The 16,039-nt window shown below is 59.0% G+C and carries 13 protein-coding genes and 1 pseudogene; 13 read left to right on the forward strand and 1 reads right to left on the reverse strand.

Annotated elements, in window-relative coordinates:
- Nucleotides 1-65: 65 nt before the first annotated feature.
- Nucleotides 66-1,322, reverse strand: coding sequence for an NADP-dependent isocitrate dehydrogenase (gene icd, locus AB4N74_RS12985; RefSeq protein WP_034155137.1), 1,257 nt, complete (start codon nt 1,320-1,322; stop codon nt 66-68).
- Between the two features lie 481 nt (nt 1,323-1,803).
- Between icd and AB4N74_RS12990 the strand changes: the two genes are divergently transcribed.
- From AB4N74_RS12990 to nuoC, 13 genes and pseudogenes are all read left to right on the forward strand, one after another.
- On the forward strand, nt 1,804-4,029 hold the full coding sequence (locus tag AB4N74_RS12990; protein ID WP_095124498.1) for an NADP-dependent isocitrate dehydrogenase: 2,226 nt from the start codon (nt 1,804-1,806) through the stop codon (nt 4,027-4,029).
- Between the two features lie 71 nt (nt 4,030-4,100).
- Nucleotides 4,101-4,199: pseudogene (locus AB4N74_RS12995) on the forward strand (metal ABC transporter ATP-binding protein); the annotation flags it as partial.
- 28 nt (nt 4,200-4,227) lie between these two features.
- Nucleotides 4,228-4,674 (forward strand): NUDIX hydrolase, encoded by a 447-nt coding sequence (locus tag AB4N74_RS13000; RefSeq protein WP_093434285.1) that lies wholly within the window; start codon nt 4,228-4,230, stop codon nt 4,672-4,674.
- Nucleotides 4,675-4,733: 59 nt separating this feature from the next.
- Nucleotides 4,734-5,858, forward strand: a complete 1,125-nt coding sequence (gene mnmA / locus AB4N74_RS13005) for a tRNA 2-thiouridine(34) synthase MnmA (RefSeq protein WP_458831575.1) — start codon at nt 4,734-4,736, stop codon at nt 5,856-5,858.
- On the forward strand, nt 5,855-6,478 hold the full coding sequence (gene hflD / locus AB4N74_RS13010; protein WP_460100616.1) for a high frequency lysogenization protein HflD: 624 nt from the start codon (nt 5,855-5,857) through the stop codon (nt 6,476-6,478). Before mnmA ends, hflD begins: the two co-directional genes overlap by 4 nt.
- A 127-nt stretch (nt 6,479-6,605) precedes the next feature.
- Complete coding sequence (gene purB / locus AB4N74_RS13015; protein ID WP_257355509.1) at nt 6,606-7,976, forward strand: adenylosuccinate lyase; 1,371 nt, start codon at nt 6,606-6,608, stop codon at nt 7,974-7,976.
- An 86-nt stretch (nt 7,977-8,062) separates the two neighbouring features.
- On the forward strand, nt 8,063-9,232 hold the full coding sequence (locus tag AB4N74_RS13020) for a ribosomal protein uL16 3-hydroxylase (protein WP_460100619.1): 1,170 nt from the start codon (nt 8,063-8,065) through the stop codon (nt 9,230-9,232).
- Nucleotides 9,225-9,650: a GNAT family N-acetyltransferase gene (locus tag AB4N74_RS13025; RefSeq protein ID WP_460100622.1), complete on the forward strand. Its 426-nt coding sequence runs from the start codon at nt 9,225-9,227 to the stop codon at nt 9,648-9,650. Before AB4N74_RS13020 ends, AB4N74_RS13025 begins: the two co-directional genes overlap by 8 nt.
- 233 nt (nt 9,651-9,883) lie before the next feature.
- Nucleotides 9,884-10,645 carry a secretin N-terminal domain-containing protein gene (locus AB4N74_RS13030; RefSeq protein WP_116256078.1) on the forward strand — a complete coding sequence of 254 codons (762 nt, stop codon included), beginning with the start codon at nt 9,884-9,886 and terminating at the stop codon, nt 10,643-10,645.
- A gap of 473 nt (nt 10,646-11,118) precedes the next feature.
- Nucleotides 11,119-12,444: an isocitrate lyase gene (gene aceA / locus AB4N74_RS13035; protein ID WP_093434273.1), complete on the forward strand. Its 1,326-nt coding sequence runs from the start codon at nt 11,119-11,121 to the stop codon at nt 12,442-12,444.
- A 638-nt stretch (nt 12,445-13,082) separates the two neighbouring features.
- Complete coding sequence (locus AB4N74_RS13040; RefSeq protein ID WP_003223812.1) at nt 13,083-13,496, forward strand: NADH-quinone oxidoreductase subunit A; 414 nt, start codon at nt 13,083-13,085, stop codon at nt 13,494-13,496.
- 10 nt (nt 13,497-13,506) lie between these two features.
- Complete coding sequence (locus tag AB4N74_RS13045; protein WP_003223809.1) at nt 13,507-14,181, forward strand: NuoB/complex I 20 kDa subunit family protein; 675 nt, start codon at nt 13,507-13,509, stop codon at nt 14,179-14,181.
- A 73-nt stretch (nt 14,182-14,254) separates the two neighbouring features.
- On the forward strand, nt 14,255-16,039 hold the full coding sequence (gene nuoC / locus AB4N74_RS13050; protein WP_093434270.1) for an NADH-quinone oxidoreductase subunit C/D: 1,785 nt from the start codon (nt 14,255-14,257) through the stop codon (nt 16,037-16,039).

The raw sequence follows: 16,039 nt of genomic DNA on the forward strand, positions 1-16,039 counted from the left end.
TACCCCAAGCAATAAAAAACCGCCTGACTCAATGAAGAATCAGGCGGTTTTTATGTGCCCGCGTTTTACATATGCGAAATCAGCGCATCGCCGAAGCCCGAAGACGAAACCAGCTTGGCCCCGTCCATCAGACGTTCGAAGTCATAGGTCACTGTCTTGGCACCAATGGCGCCGTTGGTGCCCTTGATGATCAGATCCGCCGCTTCGGTCCAGCCCATGTGGCGCAGCATCATCTCTGCAGAGAGAATCAGCGAACCCGGGTTGACCTGATCCTTGCCGGCGTACTTCGGCGCCGTACCGTGGGTGGCCTCGAACATCGCCACGGTGTCGGACAGGTTGGCGCCCGGCGCGATGCCGATACCGCCCACTTCCGCCGCCAGGGCGTCGGAGAGGTAGTCGCCGTTCAGGTTGAGGGTCGCGATCACATCGTATTCGGCCGGGCGCAGCAGGATCTGCTGGAGCATGGCGTCGGCGATGGCATCTTTGACCACAACGTTCTTGCCGGTTTTCGGGTTTTTGAACTGCATCCACGGACCGCCGTCGAGCAGAGTCGCGCCGAATTCTTCAGCGGCCACTTCGTAGGCCCACTCTTTGAAGGCACCTTCGGTGAACTTCATGATGTTGCCTTTGTGCACGATGGTCAGCGAATCGCGGTCGTTATCGACCACATATTGCAGGGCCTTGCGCGCCAGACGCTTGGTGCCTTCCAGCGAAACCGGCTTGACGCCGATGCCGCAGTTTTCGTCGAAACGGATCTTGGTAACGCCCATTTCTTCTTTAAGGAATTTGATGACTTTGGTGGCTTCCGGCGAACCGGCCTTCCACTCGATACCGGCATAGATGTCTTCGGAGTTCTCGCGGAAAATGGTCATGTCGACGTCGCCGGGCTTTTTCACCGGGCTTGGCACGCCTTCGAACCAGCGCACCGGGCGCAGGCAGACGTACAGGTCGAGTTGCTGACGCAGGGCCACGTTCAGCGAGCGGATGCCGCCACCGACCGGGGTGGTCAGCGGGCCTTTGATGGAAACCACGTAATCCTTGACGGCATCGAGAGTTTCCTGAGGCAACCAGGTGTCCTGATCATAAACCTGAGTGGCTTTTTCCCCGGCGTAGACTTCCATCCAGGAAATCTTGCGTTTACCGCCGTATGCCTTTTGAACTGCAGCATCGACAACCTTGATCATCACCGGGCTGATGTCGACACCAATGCCGTCACCTTCGATGAAGGGGATGATCGGGTTATCAGGAACATTGAGAGAATGGTCTGCATTGACGGTGATTTTGTCGCCGACGGCTGGAACCTGAATCTTCTTGTAACCCATGCTGAACTCCATTGTTTGGATTGAACATCTGGCTTGGTCCGAGCGTAACCCAGTTAAATCAACACGCAAACCCTCTGTTCGTGGCGCGCCTACATCTCGTTTCGTACAAGCCTGAAAGCAAAGGGAAAAGCGCCAAACTCAAGCATTCGCGACGACTCTACGCCCGACCCCGCCCTGCGACCTTTAGACCAATGGACGAGAATCGTTGCATATGAACCATCGGCAGATTGCCAGCTACCTATGTATAATGCCGCCCGCTGACCACAGGGTCACGACGGCTGGCCTCTCTAGCACGAGACTTTCCGCCTGATTGGTCGGGTTGTTACCGCAGTCCGACTGCTTGACGCTCTACTGATGCACCCAACATCACCGCGAAGAATCTCGACATTCGGTTCATGGATGACTTTGAACGAACGCGCTTACCCGGCGCCCCTCGAGTTTCTGCGCACGCTTTAGCAAAGAAGAGAGAGTTAATCCGAATATGCCCACCCGCTCGAAGATCATCTATACCTTCACCGACGAAGCTCCAGCCCTCGCCACCTATTCCCTGCTGCCGATCATCGAGGCTTACACCGCCTCGGCCGATATCGCCGTGGAAACCCGCGATATCTCTCTTGCAGCACGTATTCTGGCCAGCTTCCCCGAGCAACTGGGCGACAAAGCCGTAGCCGACCACCTCGCCGAACTGGGCGACCTGGCCGTTACGCCTGAAGCCAACATCATCAAGCTGCCGAACATCAGCGCTTCGGTGCCACAGCTGCAAGCCGCGATCAAAGAGCTGCAAGCTCAGGGTTACAACCTGCCGGACTATCCGGAAACCGTGACCAGCGACGCCGACAAAGACGCCAAGGCGCGTTACGACAAGGTCAAGGGCAGCGCCGTAAACCCGGTTCTGCGTGAAGGCAACTCCGACCGTCGTGCACCGCTGTCGGTGAAGAACTACGCGCGCAAGCACCCACACAAAATGGGCGCCTGGGCCAAAGACTCCAAATCCCACGTCGCTCACATGAGCACCGGCGATTTCTACGGCAGCGAAAAAGCTGCCCTGATCGACGCCGCTGACGCCGTGAAGATCGAGCTGATCGCCAAGGACGGTACCGCTACCGTTCTGAAAGAAAAAACCACCGTTCAGGCTGGCGAGATCCTCGACTGCGCCGTGATGAGCAAAAACGCCCTGCGCGCGTTCATCGCTGCTGAAATCGAAAGCGCCAAGGCCCAAGGCGTGCTGCTGTCGGTTCACCTGAAAGCGACCATGATGAAGGTCTCCGACCCGATCATGTTCGGCCAGATCGTTGCCGAGTTCTATAAAGACGCCCTGACCAAGCACGCTGACGTGCTGGCCGAGATCGGCTTCAACCTGAACAACGGCATCGGCGATCTGTACGCGCGCATCAAAGCTCTGCCGGCCGAGCAGCAAGCGCAGATCGAAGCCGACATGGCCGCCGTCTACGCTGCTCGTCCATCGCTGGCGATGGTCAACTCCGACAAAGGCATCACCAACCTGCACGTGCCGAGCGACGTGATCGTCGACGCCTCAATGCCGGCAATGATCCGTGACTCCGGCAAAATGTGGGGCACCGACGGTCAACTGCACGACACCAAGGCGGTGATCCCGGATCGTTGCTACGCGACCATCTACCAGGCTGTGATCGAAGATTGCAAAGCCAATGGCGCCTTCGACCCAACCACCATGGGCAGCGTGCCAAACGTTGGCCTGATGGCGAAGAAAGCCGAAGAGTACGGCTCGCACGACAAGACCTTCCAGATCAAGGCTGACGGCGTCGTTCGCGTCACCGACAGCAAGGGCAACCTGCTGATGGAACAGGCTGTTGAAGCCGGCGACATCTTCCGCATGTGCCAGACCAAAGACGCGCCGATCCAGGACTGGGTCAAACTGGCCGTCAACCGTGCTCGCGCGAGCAGCACGCCAGCGATCTTCTGGCTGGACCCGATGCGCGCTCACGATGGCGTAGTGATCGAGAAAGTTCAGGCTTACCTGAAGGATCACGACACCACCGGTCTGGACATCCAGATCATGGCGCCGGTCGACGCCATGAAGTACACCCTGCAGCGCACCCGCGAAGGCAAGGACACCATTTCGGTGACCGGCAACGTACTGCGCGACTACCTGACCGACCTGTTCCCGATCATGGAACTGGGCACCAGCGCCAAGATGCTGTCGATCGTGCCGCTGATGAACGGCGGTGGCCTGTTCGAAACCGGCGCCGGCGGTTCGGCACCGAAGCACGTGCAGCAACTGGTTGAAGAGAACTTCCTGCGCTGGGATTCGCTGGGCGAGTTCCTCGCACTGGCAGCGTCCCTTGAGCACCTGGGTGTGAACTACAACAACCCGAAAGCCTTGGTGCTGTCGAAAACCCTGGATCAGGCCACCGGCCAGTTCCTCGACAACAACAAGTCGCCATCGCGCAAAGTCGGCAACATCGACAACCGCGGCAGCCACTTCTATCTGGCGATGTACTGGGCCCAGGCCCTGGCTGCCCAGACTGAAGACGCTGCACTGCAAGCGCAGTTCGCGACCTTGGCCAAAACCCTGACCGAGAACGAAGCAACCATCGTTGCCGAGCTCAACGCCGTTCAGGGCAAGCCAGTCGACATCGGCGGTTACTACCACGCCAATGCCGAGCTGATCAGCAAGGCCATGCGCCCAAGCGCAACCCTCAACGCGGCGATTGCTGCGCTGGTTTAAGGTTGTAAAGGGAACATCACAAACCCCGGCCTCGTGCCGGGGTTTGTGTTTCCAGAGTTGACACTTCCCCTGTGGGAGCGAGCTTGCTCGCGAAGGCGGCGGGTCAGTCAATGAAAATGTTGAATGATAAACCGCATTCGCGAGCAAGCTCGCTCACACAGGGGATTGGGTTTCAACCAATAGATTGAGGAAGGTTTTATGGAATGGCTCCCCCACATCACCGTCGCCACCATCGTCGAGGACAACGGCCGCTTCCTGATGGTCGAGGAACACAAGGCTGGGCGTAACGTGCTCAACCAGCCCGCCGGCCATCTCGACCCGGACGAAACCCTGATCGACGCCGCCGTGCGCGAGACCCTCGAAGAAACCGGCTGGGACGTCGAACCTACCGGCGTGATCGGCATTTACTTGTACACCGCACCGAGCAACGGCGTGACTTACCAGCGCGTGTGCTTCAGCGCCAAAGCCGTGCAACACCACCCCGACTACCAGCTCGATGACGGCATCGTCGGCGCCAAGTGGCTGACCCGTGACGAATTAATGGCTCAACGCGACAACTGGCGCAGCGAGCTGATCATCCGTTGCATCGACGATTATCTGGCCGGCCATCACTTCAGCCTCGAACTGATCCGCCCTTCTCTTTAGCCTTGAGGCCGCGAGCCTGCTAGAATCGCGTCCTTTTTCAAGACACTCATTGAATCCCTATGCGTGATCCAGCCCCTTCTGACACATCCAAGAAGCGCGTCATTGTCGGCATGTCCGGCGGCGTGGACTCTTCCGTTTCCGCTCTCCTGCTGATCGAGCAGGGCTTTGAAGTGGAAGGCCTGTTCATGAAGAACTGGGAAGAAGACGACGGAACGGAATACTGCACCGCCATGGACGACCTGGCGGATGCTCAGGCTGTCTGCGACAAGATCGGCATCAAGCTGCACACTGCCAACTTCGCCGCCGAGTACTGGGACAACGTGTTCGAGCATTTCCTCGCCGAATACAAGGCCGGCCGTACGCCGAACCCGGACATCCTCTGCAACCGCGAGATCAAGTTCAAGGCGTTCCTCGACTACGCCATGATGCTCGGCGCCGACCTGATCGCCACCGGTCACTACGTGCGTCGTCGCGACATCGATGGCCGCACCGAACTGCTCAAAGGCCTCGATCCGAACAAGGATCAGAGCTACTTCCTGCACGCCGTTGGCGGCGAACAGATCGCCAAGACCCTGTTCCCGGTCGGCGAACTGGAAAAGCCGGAAGTGCGCGCCATTGCCGAGAAATACGAGCTGGCCACCGCCAAGAAAAAGGACTCCACCGGAATCTGCTTCATCGGCGAGCGGCGCTTCAGCGACTTCCTCAAGCAATACCTGCCGGCGCAACCGGGCGAAATCAAAACCACCGAAGGCGAAGTCATCGGCCGCCACCACGGTTTGATGTACCACACCATCGGTCAGCGCCAAGGTCTGGGCATCGGCGGTTTGAAAGATGCCGGTGACGAGCCGTGGTACGTGCTGCGCAAGGATCTCGACACCAACGAGCTGATCGTCGGCCAGGGCAACAACCATCCGTGGCTGTTTTCCAGCGCCCTGCTCGCTTCGGAAATCTATTGGGTCAACCCGATCGACCTGAGCCAGCCGCTGCGCCTGACCGCGAAAGTGCGTTATCGCCAGAGCGATCAAGCCTGCACCCTGGAAAAAACCGCCAGCGGTTACCGCGCCGTTTTCGACGAGCCGCAACGCGCGGTGACGCCGGGCCAATCGGTGGTGTTCTACGACGGTGAAATCTGCCTCGGTGGCGGCGTGATCGAAGTGGCCGAGCCGTGGAGCGGCCAGGCATGAGCCCGACTCAGGAGCAACTGACGGCGCTCGGCGGCGTGTTTCTCGCCGCCGTGCTGGTCGACCGGATCGCCAAGACCGGCCAGACCAGCGAGGCCGGCCTGAGCTGCATGCTCGGCAGCCTGCTCGTGCGCGACCCGAAGGATACGCTGGACGTGTACGGCGGCGACGACATCAATTTGCGCGAAGGTTACCGTGCACTGATTGGCGCCCTTGAACGCGACCCGAGCACGCTGCAACGCGAGCCGCTGCGTTATGCCCTGTCGATGCTCGGCCTGGAACGTCAACTGGCCAAGCGCAACGACATGCTCGACATCATCGGCAAGCGCTTGCCGCAGATCCAGTCGCAAGTCGAGCATTTCGGCCCGGCCCACGAAAACGTGGTCGCGGCTTGCGGCGCGCTGTACCAGGACACCCTGAGCACCTTTCGCCAACGCATTCAGGTGCATGGCGACATGCGCAATCTGCAGCAGCCAAGCAACGCCTCGAAGATTCGCGCCCTGCTCCTCGCCGGCATTCGTTCAGCGCGCCTGTGGCGGCAGCTCGGCGGCCATCGCTGGCAGTTGGTGATCAGCCGGCGCAAGCTGCTCAAAGAGCTGTATCCGTTGATGCGCAGCGAGTAAATCGCCGCGCAATAAAAGCTTTGTAGTCTGTAACGCGTAATACGCCGGTCAGTTGGCAACGGACCGGCGGATTTTTTCATGTATGATACGCGCCCCATTTCGTTGCCCGACTGTCCGAGAACACCCCATGCAGCTTTCTTCGCTCACTGCGGTTTCCCCTGTTGACGGCCGCTACGCCGGCAAAACCCAGGCCCTGCGCCCGATTTTCAGCGAGTACGGCCTGATCCGTGCCCGTGTTCTGGTTGAAGTGCGCTGGCTCCAGCGCCTGGCCGCCCACGCTGGTGTCCCTGAAGTGCCAGCCTTCTCCGCCGAGGCCAACGCCGTTCTCAATGAACTGGCTGAAAACTTCTCGCTGGAGCACGCCGAGCGCGTCAAAGAGATCGAGCGCACCACCAACCACGACGTCAAAGCGATCGAATACCTGCTCAAGGAGCAGGCGGCCAAGCTGCCGGAGCTGGCCAAGGTCAGCGAGTTCATCCACTTTGCCTGCACCAGTGAAGACATCAACAACCTGTCCCACGCCCTGATGCTGCGCGAAGGCCGTGACGACGTGATGCTGCCGCTGATGCGCCAGACCGCCAACGCCATCCGCGAACTGGCCATCCGTTTCGCTGACGTGCCAATGCTGTCGCGCACCCACGGTCAACCGGCCTCCCCGACTACTTTGGGGAAAGAGCTGGCGAACGTGGTTTACCGTCTCGAGCGTCAGATCGCTCAAGTCGCTGCCGTGCCGCTGCTGGGCAAGATCAACGGCGCTGTCGGTAACTACAACGCACACCTGTCGGCCTACCCGCAGATCGACTGGGAAGCCAACGCCCGCGCCTTCATCGAAGACGAACTGGGCCTGGGCTTCAACCCGTACACCACGCAGATCGAACCGCACGACTACATCGCCGAGCTGTTCGACGCCATCGCGCGCTTCAACACCATCCTGATCGACTTCGACCGTGACATCTGGGGCTACATCTCCCTGGGTTATTTCAAGCAGCGCACCATCGCTGGCGAAATCGGTTCGTCGACCATGCCGCACAAGGTCAACCCGATCGACTTCGAAAACTCCGAAGGCAACCTGGGCATCGCCAACGCACTGTTCCAGCACCTGGCGAGCAAACTGCCGATCTCCCGCTGGCAGCGCGACCTGACCGACTCCACCGTACTGCGTAACCTCGGTGTCGGCTTCGCCCACAGCGTGATCGCGTACGAAGCCAGCCTCAAAGGCATCAGCAAACTGGAGCTCAACGAGCAGAAGATTGCCGCTGACCTCGACGCTTGCTGGGAAGTGCTGGCTGAGCCGATCCAGACCGTGATGCGCCGCTACAACATCGAAAACCCGTACGAGAAGCTGAAAGAACTGACCCGCGGCAAGGGCATCAGCCCTGAAGCGTTGCAGACTTTCATCGATGGCCTGGACATGCCTGCCGAAGCGAAAGCCGAGCTCAAGCAACTGACCCCGGCCAACTACATCGGCAACGCTGTAGCGCAAGCCAAACGCATCTGATCGACCGCTTGATCCGTTTGAGACGCCCGGCCGCGCCGGGCGTTTTTATTCCCGTCTGAAAAGTGCTTTTTTTCAATAGGTTACATATGAATTCCGATATTCCTCTTCAACTTCTGGGCGGCCTCACAGCACGCGAATTCCTGCGCGACTACTGGCAGAAAAAGCCACTGCTGATCCGTCAGGCGATTCCTGACTTCGAAAGCCCGATCGACGCCGACGAACTGGCCGGCCTGGCCCTGGAAGAAGAAGTCGAATCGCGCCTGGTGATCGAGCACGGCGAGCGTCCATGGGAACTGCGTCGCGGCCCGTTCGCAGAAGACGAATTCAGCAAACTGCCGGAAAAAGAGTGGACCCTGCTGGCTCAAGCCGTCGACCAATTCGTCCCGGAAGTCAGCGAACTGCTGGAAAACTTCCGTTTCCTGCCGAGCTGGCGCGTCGACGACGTGATGATCAGCTTCGCCGCCCCAGGTGGCAGCGTCGGCCCGCACTTCGACAACTACGACGTGTTCCTGCTGCAAGGCCACGGCAAGCGCAACTGGAAAATCGGCCAGATGTGCGATTCCGAGAGCCCGCTGCTGCAACACGCGGACCTGCGCATCCTCGCTGAATTCCACGAGACCGAAGAATGGGTCCTGGAACCGGGCGACATGCTCTACCTGCCGCCGCGCTTGGCGCACTGCGGTGTCGCGGTCGATAACTGCATGACCTACTCGGTCGGCTTCCGCGCACCAAGCGCTTCCGAAGTGCTGACTCACTTCACCGACTTCCTCAGCCAGTTCCTGACTGATGAAGAGCGCTACACCGACGCCGACGCACAGCCTGCAGCCGATCCACACCAGATTCAGCACGATGCACTGGATCGCCTGAAAGCCCTGCTTGCCGAACACATGAGCGACGAGCGCCTGCTGCTGACCTGGTTCGGCCAGTACATGACCGAGCCGCGCTACCCGGAACTGGTGGCCGGCCCGGAAGAAATCGAAGAAGAAGATTTCCTCGCGGCCCTGCAGGATGGCGCCATTCTGATCCGCAATCCGAGCGCACGCCTGGCCTGGTCGGAAGTCGATGACGACCTGCTGCTGTTCGCCAGCGGCCAGAGCCGTTACCTGCCGGGCAAGCTGCGCGAGTTGCTGAAGCTGATCTGCGCCGCCGACGCCCTGCACACCGACAACCTCGGCGAGTGGCTGAACGACGAAGACGCTTGCAGCCTGCTGTGCCAGCTGGTCAAGCAAGGGAGCCTGGGGTTCGCCGATGAATAAGATTCGCGTACGTGTCGCAGACTGGCAGAAGGACATCGCCGAGATCCGGCGCATTCGTGAAACGGTGTTCATCGCCGAGCAATCGGTGCCACCTGAGCTGGAATGGGACGCGGACGACGCGACCGCCGTGCATTTTCTGGCGTTTGAAGGCGACTTTCCGATCGGTACTGCGCGCCTGCTGCCTGACGGGCACATTGGCCGCGTTTCGGTACTGAAAGACTGGCGCGGGATGAAGGTCGGTGATGCGCTGATGCAAGCAGTCATCGCTGAAGCTGAAGCGCGTGGCTTGAAGCAGCAAATGCTCAGCGCTCAGGTGCAGGCCACGGCGTTCTATGAGCGCCTCGGCTTCAGCCTGATCAGCGAGGAATTCCTCGAAGCCGGGATTCCGCATGCCGACATGGTTCGGCATTCGGGTTGAGCTCTGCCCTGATCGTTCCCACGCTCTGCGTGGGAATGCCTCTCGGGACGCTCCGCGTCCCTTGCGGCATGTGACGCAGAGCGTCACTGGCTGCATTCCCACGCAGAGCGTGGGAACGATCACGCCCCGACATCAACCGATGCCGGGGCGTTTTGCTGTCTACGATTCAACTTGCCCCACCCAAGGCCGACAAACTGGCAATATCAAGACTTTCGAAAGCGGAGATAACGGACATGTCCCTACGCACCCTGCTCACCACCCTGCTGCTCGGTTGCAGTTTTTCGGTGATGGCAGCCACAGAAATCGTGCCCCTCAATTACCGCACCAGTACTGACATGCTGCCGATGGCGCAAGACTTCCTCGGCAAGGACGGTCAGGTCAGCGCCTATGGCAACCAACTGATCATCAAGGCTGAGCCGGACAAGATCCAGGAGCTCAAGGCGCTGATCACCCAACTGGACACGGCGCCCAAGCGTCTGCTGATCACCGTCGACACCAATGAAAACAATGGCCGTGGCGACGAAGGTTATTCGGTCAACGGCGCCCAGCCGAACCAGACCCGCATCATCAGCCGCAGCACCGCCAGTCGCGACGGCGGCGTGCAGCAGGTGCAGGCCACCGACGGCATGCCGGCGCTGATTCAAGTCGGTCAAAGTGTGCCGATCACCAGCAGCCAGACCAATTCCTATGGCGATTACAGCAGCCAGACCCAATACCGCAACGTCACCCAGGGTTTCTATGTCACCGCCAGCGTCACCGGCGACATCGTTCACCTGGCAATCAGTACCAACCGTGACCGCATGAGCCAGGAACGTCCCGATGTAGTGAACGTGCAAAGCACCGACACAACGGTCAGCGGGCGCCTCGGCGAGTGGATCACCCTCGCCGGCGTCAATCGCCAGACTCAGGCCGACAAACAGGGCCTGACCCGCAGCTACTCGACTCAAGGCCGGGATGACATGACCTTGCGGGTCAAAGTCGACGCCTTGGACTAAAGCACCGAAAACTGACTGATTAGTCGTATTAGACGAAAGATGTAGTGCTTGAAAAAAAGCACTACAAAACGTTTGACGGGGTAAAAAAGCGAAGGCATGATGGCCTCGCTCCCGCTAATCAGAGGCCCTGGCAAGGGCCTTCGAAGCGATGTTCGCACCTACCCCGCGAACCGCTTCGTGTCTGTACCGCCCACAAGGTGTGTTTGACGAGGTTGCCGACTGGAACGAAGTTGTCCCGAGGGACGGAAGCGTAATTAGGTAACCCGGCTTCACACTGTAGACCGTATAAAGGCCCACGACGCCCGAATGCGCCCGCAGTCCGCCACTACCTGCTCACTTCCCCTCGAGCCTATCGTTCATCCCGTCGCCTACCCCGCCGAATCCGACTTGACCACCTAAGCTTCTGGTCAGCGAGCGCAGGAATTTTCCACCGCAGAACAACTTTTCATAAAGACGCGACGAGGTTTATCTCCATGGCACTGACACGCGAACAGCAAATTGCAGCCCTCGAAAAAGACTGGGCTGAAAACCCGCGCTGGAAAGGCGTGACACGCACTTACTCCGCTGCTGACGTCGTCCGTCTGCGTGGCTCGGTTCAACCTGAGCACACCTTTGCAAAAATGGGCGCCGAGAAGCTGTGGAACCTGGTCACCCAGGGTGCCAAGCCTTCCTTCCGTCCTGAGAAAGATTTCGTCAACTGCATGGGCGCCCTGACCGGTGGCCAGGCTGTTCAGCAGGTTAAAGCCGGCATCCAGGCGATCTACCTGTCGGGCTGGCAGGTTGCTGCGGACAACAACTCCGCAGAATCCATGTACCCGGACCAGTCGCTGTACCCGGTGGACTCGGTGCCAACCGTGGTCAAGCGCATCAACAACTCGTTCCGTCGTGCTGACCAGATCCAGTGGAAAGCCGGCAAGAACCCGGGCGACGATGGCTACATCGACTACTTCGCACCGATCGTGGCTGACGCCGAAGCCGGTTTCGGCGGCGTGCTGAACGCCTACGAGCTGATGAAGAGCATGATCGAAGCAGGCGCCGCCGGCGTTCACTTCGAAGACCAACTGGCTTCCGTAAAAAAATGCGGTCACATGGGCGGTAAAGTACTGGTCCCTACTCAGGAAGCCGTACAGAAGCTGACCGCTGCTCGCTTGGCTGCTGACGTTGCCGGTACCCCGACCATCATTCTGGCCCGTACCGACGCGAACGCTGCTGACCTGCTGACATCCGATTGCGACCCGTACGACCAGCCGTTCGTGACTGGCGAGCGCACTCAGGAAGGTTTCTACAAGGTTCGTGCTGGCCTGGATCAAGCCATCGCCCGTGGCCTGGCTTACGCGCCATACGCCGACCTGATCTGGTGCGAAACTGCCAAGCCGGATCTGGACGAAGCTCGTCGCTTCGCCGAAGCGATCAAAAAGGAATACCCGGACCAACTGCTGTCGTACAACTGCTCGCCTTCCTTCAACTGGAAGAAAAACCTCGACGACGCGACCATCGCCAAGTTCCAGCGCGAACTGTCCGCCATGGGTTACAAGCACCAGTTCATCACCCTGGCCGGCATTCACAACATGTGGCACAGCATGTTCAACCTGGCGCACGACTACGCCCGCAACGACATGACTGCCTACGTGAAGCTGCAGGAGCAGGAATTCGCTGACGCCGCCAAGGGTTACACCTTCGTGGCTCACCAGCAGGAAGTGGGCACCGGCTACTTCGACGACATGACCACTGTGATTCAAGGTGGCTCGTCCTCGGTAACCGCACTGACCGGCTCGACTGAAGAAGAACAGTTCCACTGATTCTGCTTCGCTGAGCAAACGGCCTTTGCGGATCGTATAGAAAGCTAACCGCAGAGCCGCAAAACTGACGCCCCGACTGGTTCGGGGCGTTTTTTTGCCCCGATTTAATGAACACCACAAATCCCTGTAGGAGTGAGCCTGCTCGCGATAGCGGTGGGTCAGTCACCGCATGCGCAAGCTGACGCACCGCTATCGCGAGCAGGCTCACTCCTACAGGGATCGGCGCAGCCCAGACAAAAACATTGATCCAGAGCGGTACAACCGTCAGAAAAATCCGCTAAAACGGGCGCCGTCGCTAATTGCAGTAACGTGCAAGTAAGACAACTTCCCAACTGACATCCCGTTAAACAGTTACAAAACGCCCGCAAACGATATCAATTATCATTTAGCCGCAACTATGTTCGTTACATTCCCTACAAAACATTATTTGCATAAACCCGCCTAATGCCCACAACGCATGGGCTGCAGGGCATTGGAGATGCGCTATGTCCTTATTCCAATAAATAATTTCGCTATAGGAATTTTACTTGCAGGGTGTTTAGCCATAAAATCAGCGCGATTGATTGCTGCGACATATCGTCACTGCCTATTTCTTTATCAAGCTCAGAGACCTTTGCTCTCTGTTAAGGATTACCAGCATGCCCGAAGCGACAGGACTCATGGCCCACAACTGGGGCTTTGCCATTTTCCTTCTGGGTGTCGTCGGCCTGTGTGCCTTCATGCTTGGCGTCTCCAGCCTCCTCGGGTCAAAAGCCTGGGGCCGCAGCAAAAACGAACCGTTCGAGTCGGGCATGCTACCTACCGGTGGCGCCCGCTTGCGGCTCTCAGCCAAATTCTATCTGGTCGCGATGCTCTTCGTGATCTTCGATATCGAAGCCCTCTTTCTCTTTGCATGGTCTGTGTCCGTCCGCGAAAGCGGCTGGACCGGATTCGTCGAAGCTCTCGTTTTCATAGCAATTCTGTTGGCAGGTCTTGTCTACCTGTTCCGAGTGGGCGCCCTTGACTGGGCTCCGGAAGCTCGTCGCAAGCGGCAGGCGAAGCTGAAACAATGAGGCTTTGGCAATGCAATACAATCTCACCAGGATCGACCCCGATGCTCCTAACGAGCAATATCCGATTGGCGAACGGGAAACCGTTTCCGATCCGTTAGAAGATCAAGTTCACAAAAACATTTTCATGGGCAAGCTGGAAGACGTGCTGAGTGGCGCGGTCAACTGGGGACGTAAGAACTCCCTGTGGCCGTACAACTTCGGCCTGTCGTGCTGCTACGTGGAAATGACCACCGCCTTCACGGCGCCCCACGACATTGCGCGCTTTGGCGCCGAAGTGATCCGGGCATCGCCGCGTCAGGCCGACTTCATGGTTATCGCCGGTACCTGCTTCATCAAGATGGCGCCGATCATTCAGCGTCTCTACGAGCAAATGCTCGAACCAAAGTGGGTTATCTCCATGGGTTCGTGCGCCAACTCCGGCGGCATGTACGACATCTACTCTGTGGTTCAAGGGGTGGACAAGTTCCTGCCCGTGGACGTCTACGTACCTGGCTGCCCGCCCCGTCCGGAAGCATTTCTGCAAGGCTTGATGCTGTTGCAGGAATCGATTGGACAGGAGCGTCGTCCGCTTTCCTGGGTCGTTGGTGATCAAGGCGTGTATCGCGCCGACATGCCTTCGCAGAAGGAACAGCGCCGCGAACAGCGAATCGCAGTCACCAACCTGCGCAGCCCTGACGAAGTCTGATCCAGATCTGTTCTGAAATAGAAACGAGAAGCTGGCTTCATTCTTTACGTTGACCGAAAGCGAAAAAATAACCATGACTACAGGCAGCGCTCTGTACATCCCGCCTTATAAGGCAGACGACCAGGATGTGGTCGTCGAATTGAACAACCGTTTTGGCCCGGAGGCGTTCACCGCCCAGCCGACCCGCACCGGCATGCCGGTGCTGTGGGTGGCGCGTGCCAGACTCGTCGAAGTCCTGACTTTCCTGCGTAACCTGCCCAAGCCGTACGTCATGCTCTATGACCTGCACGGCGTGGACGAGCGTCTGCGCACCAAGCGTCAAGGGCTGCCATCGGACGCCGAGTTCACCGTGTTCTATCACCTCATGTCGCTCGAGCGTAATAGTGACGTGATGATCAAGGTTGCCTTGTCCGAGAGCGACCTCAGCTTGCCGACCGTCACCAGCATCTGGCCGAACGCCAACTGGTACGAGCGTGAAGTCTGGGACATGTTCGGCATCGACTTCAAAGGTCACCCGCACCTGTCGCGCATCATGATGCCGCCGACCTGGGAAGGTCACCCGCTGCGCAAGGACTTCCCGGCGCGCGCCACCGAATTCGATCCGTACAGCCTCAACCTCGCCAAGCAACAGCTTGAGGAAGAAGCCGCGCGCTTCCGTCCGGAAGACTGGGGCATGAAGCGTTCCGGCCCGAACGAGGACTACATGTTCCTCAACCTCGGCCCGAACCACCCTTCTGCGCACGGTGCGTTTCGCATCATTCTGCAACTGGACGGTGAAGAGATCGTCGACTGCGTGCCGGACATCGGTTACCACCACCGTGGTGCCGAGAAGATGGCCGAGCGTCAGTCGTGGCACAGTTTCATCCCGTACACCGACCGTATCGACTACCTCGGCGGCGTGATGAACAACCTGCCGTACGTGCTCTCGGTCGAGAAGCTGGCCGGCATCAAGGTGCCTGAGAAGGTCGACGTCATCCGCATCATGATGGCCGAGTTCTTCCGGATCACCAGCCACCTGCTGTTCCTCGGGACTTACATCCAGGACGTCGGCGCCATGACTCCGGTGTTCTTCACCTTTACCGACCGCCAGAAGGCGTACACGGTGATTGAAGCCATCACCGGTTTCCGTCTGCACCCGGCCTGGTACCGCATCGGTGGCGTCGCGCACGACCTGCCGCGCGGCTGGGAAAAACTGGTGAAAGACTTCGTTGAATGGCTGCCAAAACGCCTCGACGAATACACCAAGGCTGCCCTGCAGAACAGCATCCTCAAGGGTCGTACCATCGGCGTCGCCCAGTACAACACCAAAGAAGCCCTGGAATGGGGTGTCACCGGTGCTGGCCTGCGTTCGACCGGTTGCGATTTCGACCTGCGTAAAGCGCGTCCGTACTCGGGCTACGAGAACTTCGAATTCGAAGTGCCGCTGGCCGCAAATGGCGATGCCTACGACCGCTGCATGGTTCGCGTTGAAGAAATGCGCCAGAGCATCAAGATCATCGACCAGTGCATGCGCAACATGCCGGAAGGCCCGTACAAGGCGGATCACCCGCTGACCACGCCGCCGCCGAAAGAGCGCACGCTGCAGCACATCGAAACCCTGATCACGCACTTCCTGCAAGTTTCGTGGGGCCCGGTGATGCCGGCCAACGAATCCTTCCAGATGATCGAAGCGACCAAGGGCATCAACAGTTATTACCTGACGAGCGACGGCGGCACCATGAGCTACCGTACCCGGATCCGCACTCCAAGCTTCCCGCATCTGCAACAGATCCCTTCGGTGATCAAAGGCAGCATGGTCGCGGACATGATTGCGTACCTGGGTAGTATCGATTTCGTTATGGCCGACGTGGACCGCTAA

This window comes from Pseudomonas sp. H3_C08, assembly GCF_054669455.1.

Excerpts from the sequence above, each read along its gene's own strand:
- icd (WP_034155137.1), bottom strand. The coding sequence starts at position 1,322 with ATGGGTTACAAGAAGATTCAGGTTCCAGCCGTCGGCGACAAAATCACC.
- AB4N74_RS12990 (WP_095124498.1), top strand. The coding sequence starts at position 1,804 with ATGCCCACCCGCTCGAAGATCATCTATACCTTCACCGACGAAGCTCCA.
- AB4N74_RS13000 (WP_093434285.1), top strand. The coding sequence starts at position 4,228 with ATGGAATGGCTCCCCCACATCACCGTCGCCACCATCGTCGAGGACAAC.
- mnmA (WP_458831575.1), top strand. The coding sequence starts at position 4,734 with ATGCGTGATCCAGCCCCTTCTGACACATCCAAGAAGCGCGTCATTGTC.
- hflD (WP_460100616.1), top strand. The coding sequence starts at position 5,855 with ATGAGCCCGACTCAGGAGCAACTGACGGCGCTCGGCGGCGTGTTTCTC.
- purB (WP_257355509.1), top strand. The coding sequence starts at position 6,606 with ATGCAGCTTTCTTCGCTCACTGCGGTTTCCCCTGTTGACGGCCGCTAC.
- AB4N74_RS13020 (WP_460100619.1), top strand. The coding sequence starts at position 8,063 with ATGAATTCCGATATTCCTCTTCAACTTCTGGGCGGCCTCACAGCACGC.
- AB4N74_RS13025 (WP_460100622.1), top strand. The coding sequence starts at position 9,225 with ATGAATAAGATTCGCGTACGTGTCGCAGACTGGCAGAAGGACATCGCC.
- AB4N74_RS13030 (WP_116256078.1), top strand. The coding sequence starts at position 9,884 with ATGTCCCTACGCACCCTGCTCACCACCCTGCTGCTCGGTTGCAGTTTT.
- aceA (WP_093434273.1), top strand. The coding sequence starts at position 11,119 with ATGGCACTGACACGCGAACAGCAAATTGCAGCCCTCGAAAAAGACTGG.
- AB4N74_RS13040 (WP_003223812.1), top strand. The coding sequence starts at position 13,083 with ATGCCCGAAGCGACAGGACTCATGGCCCACAACTGGGGCTTTGCCATT.
- AB4N74_RS13045 (WP_003223809.1), top strand. The coding sequence starts at position 13,507 with ATGCAATACAATCTCACCAGGATCGACCCCGATGCTCCTAACGAGCAA.
- nuoC (WP_093434270.1), top strand. The coding sequence starts at position 14,255 with ATGACTACAGGCAGCGCTCTGTACATCCCGCCTTATAAGGCAGACGAC.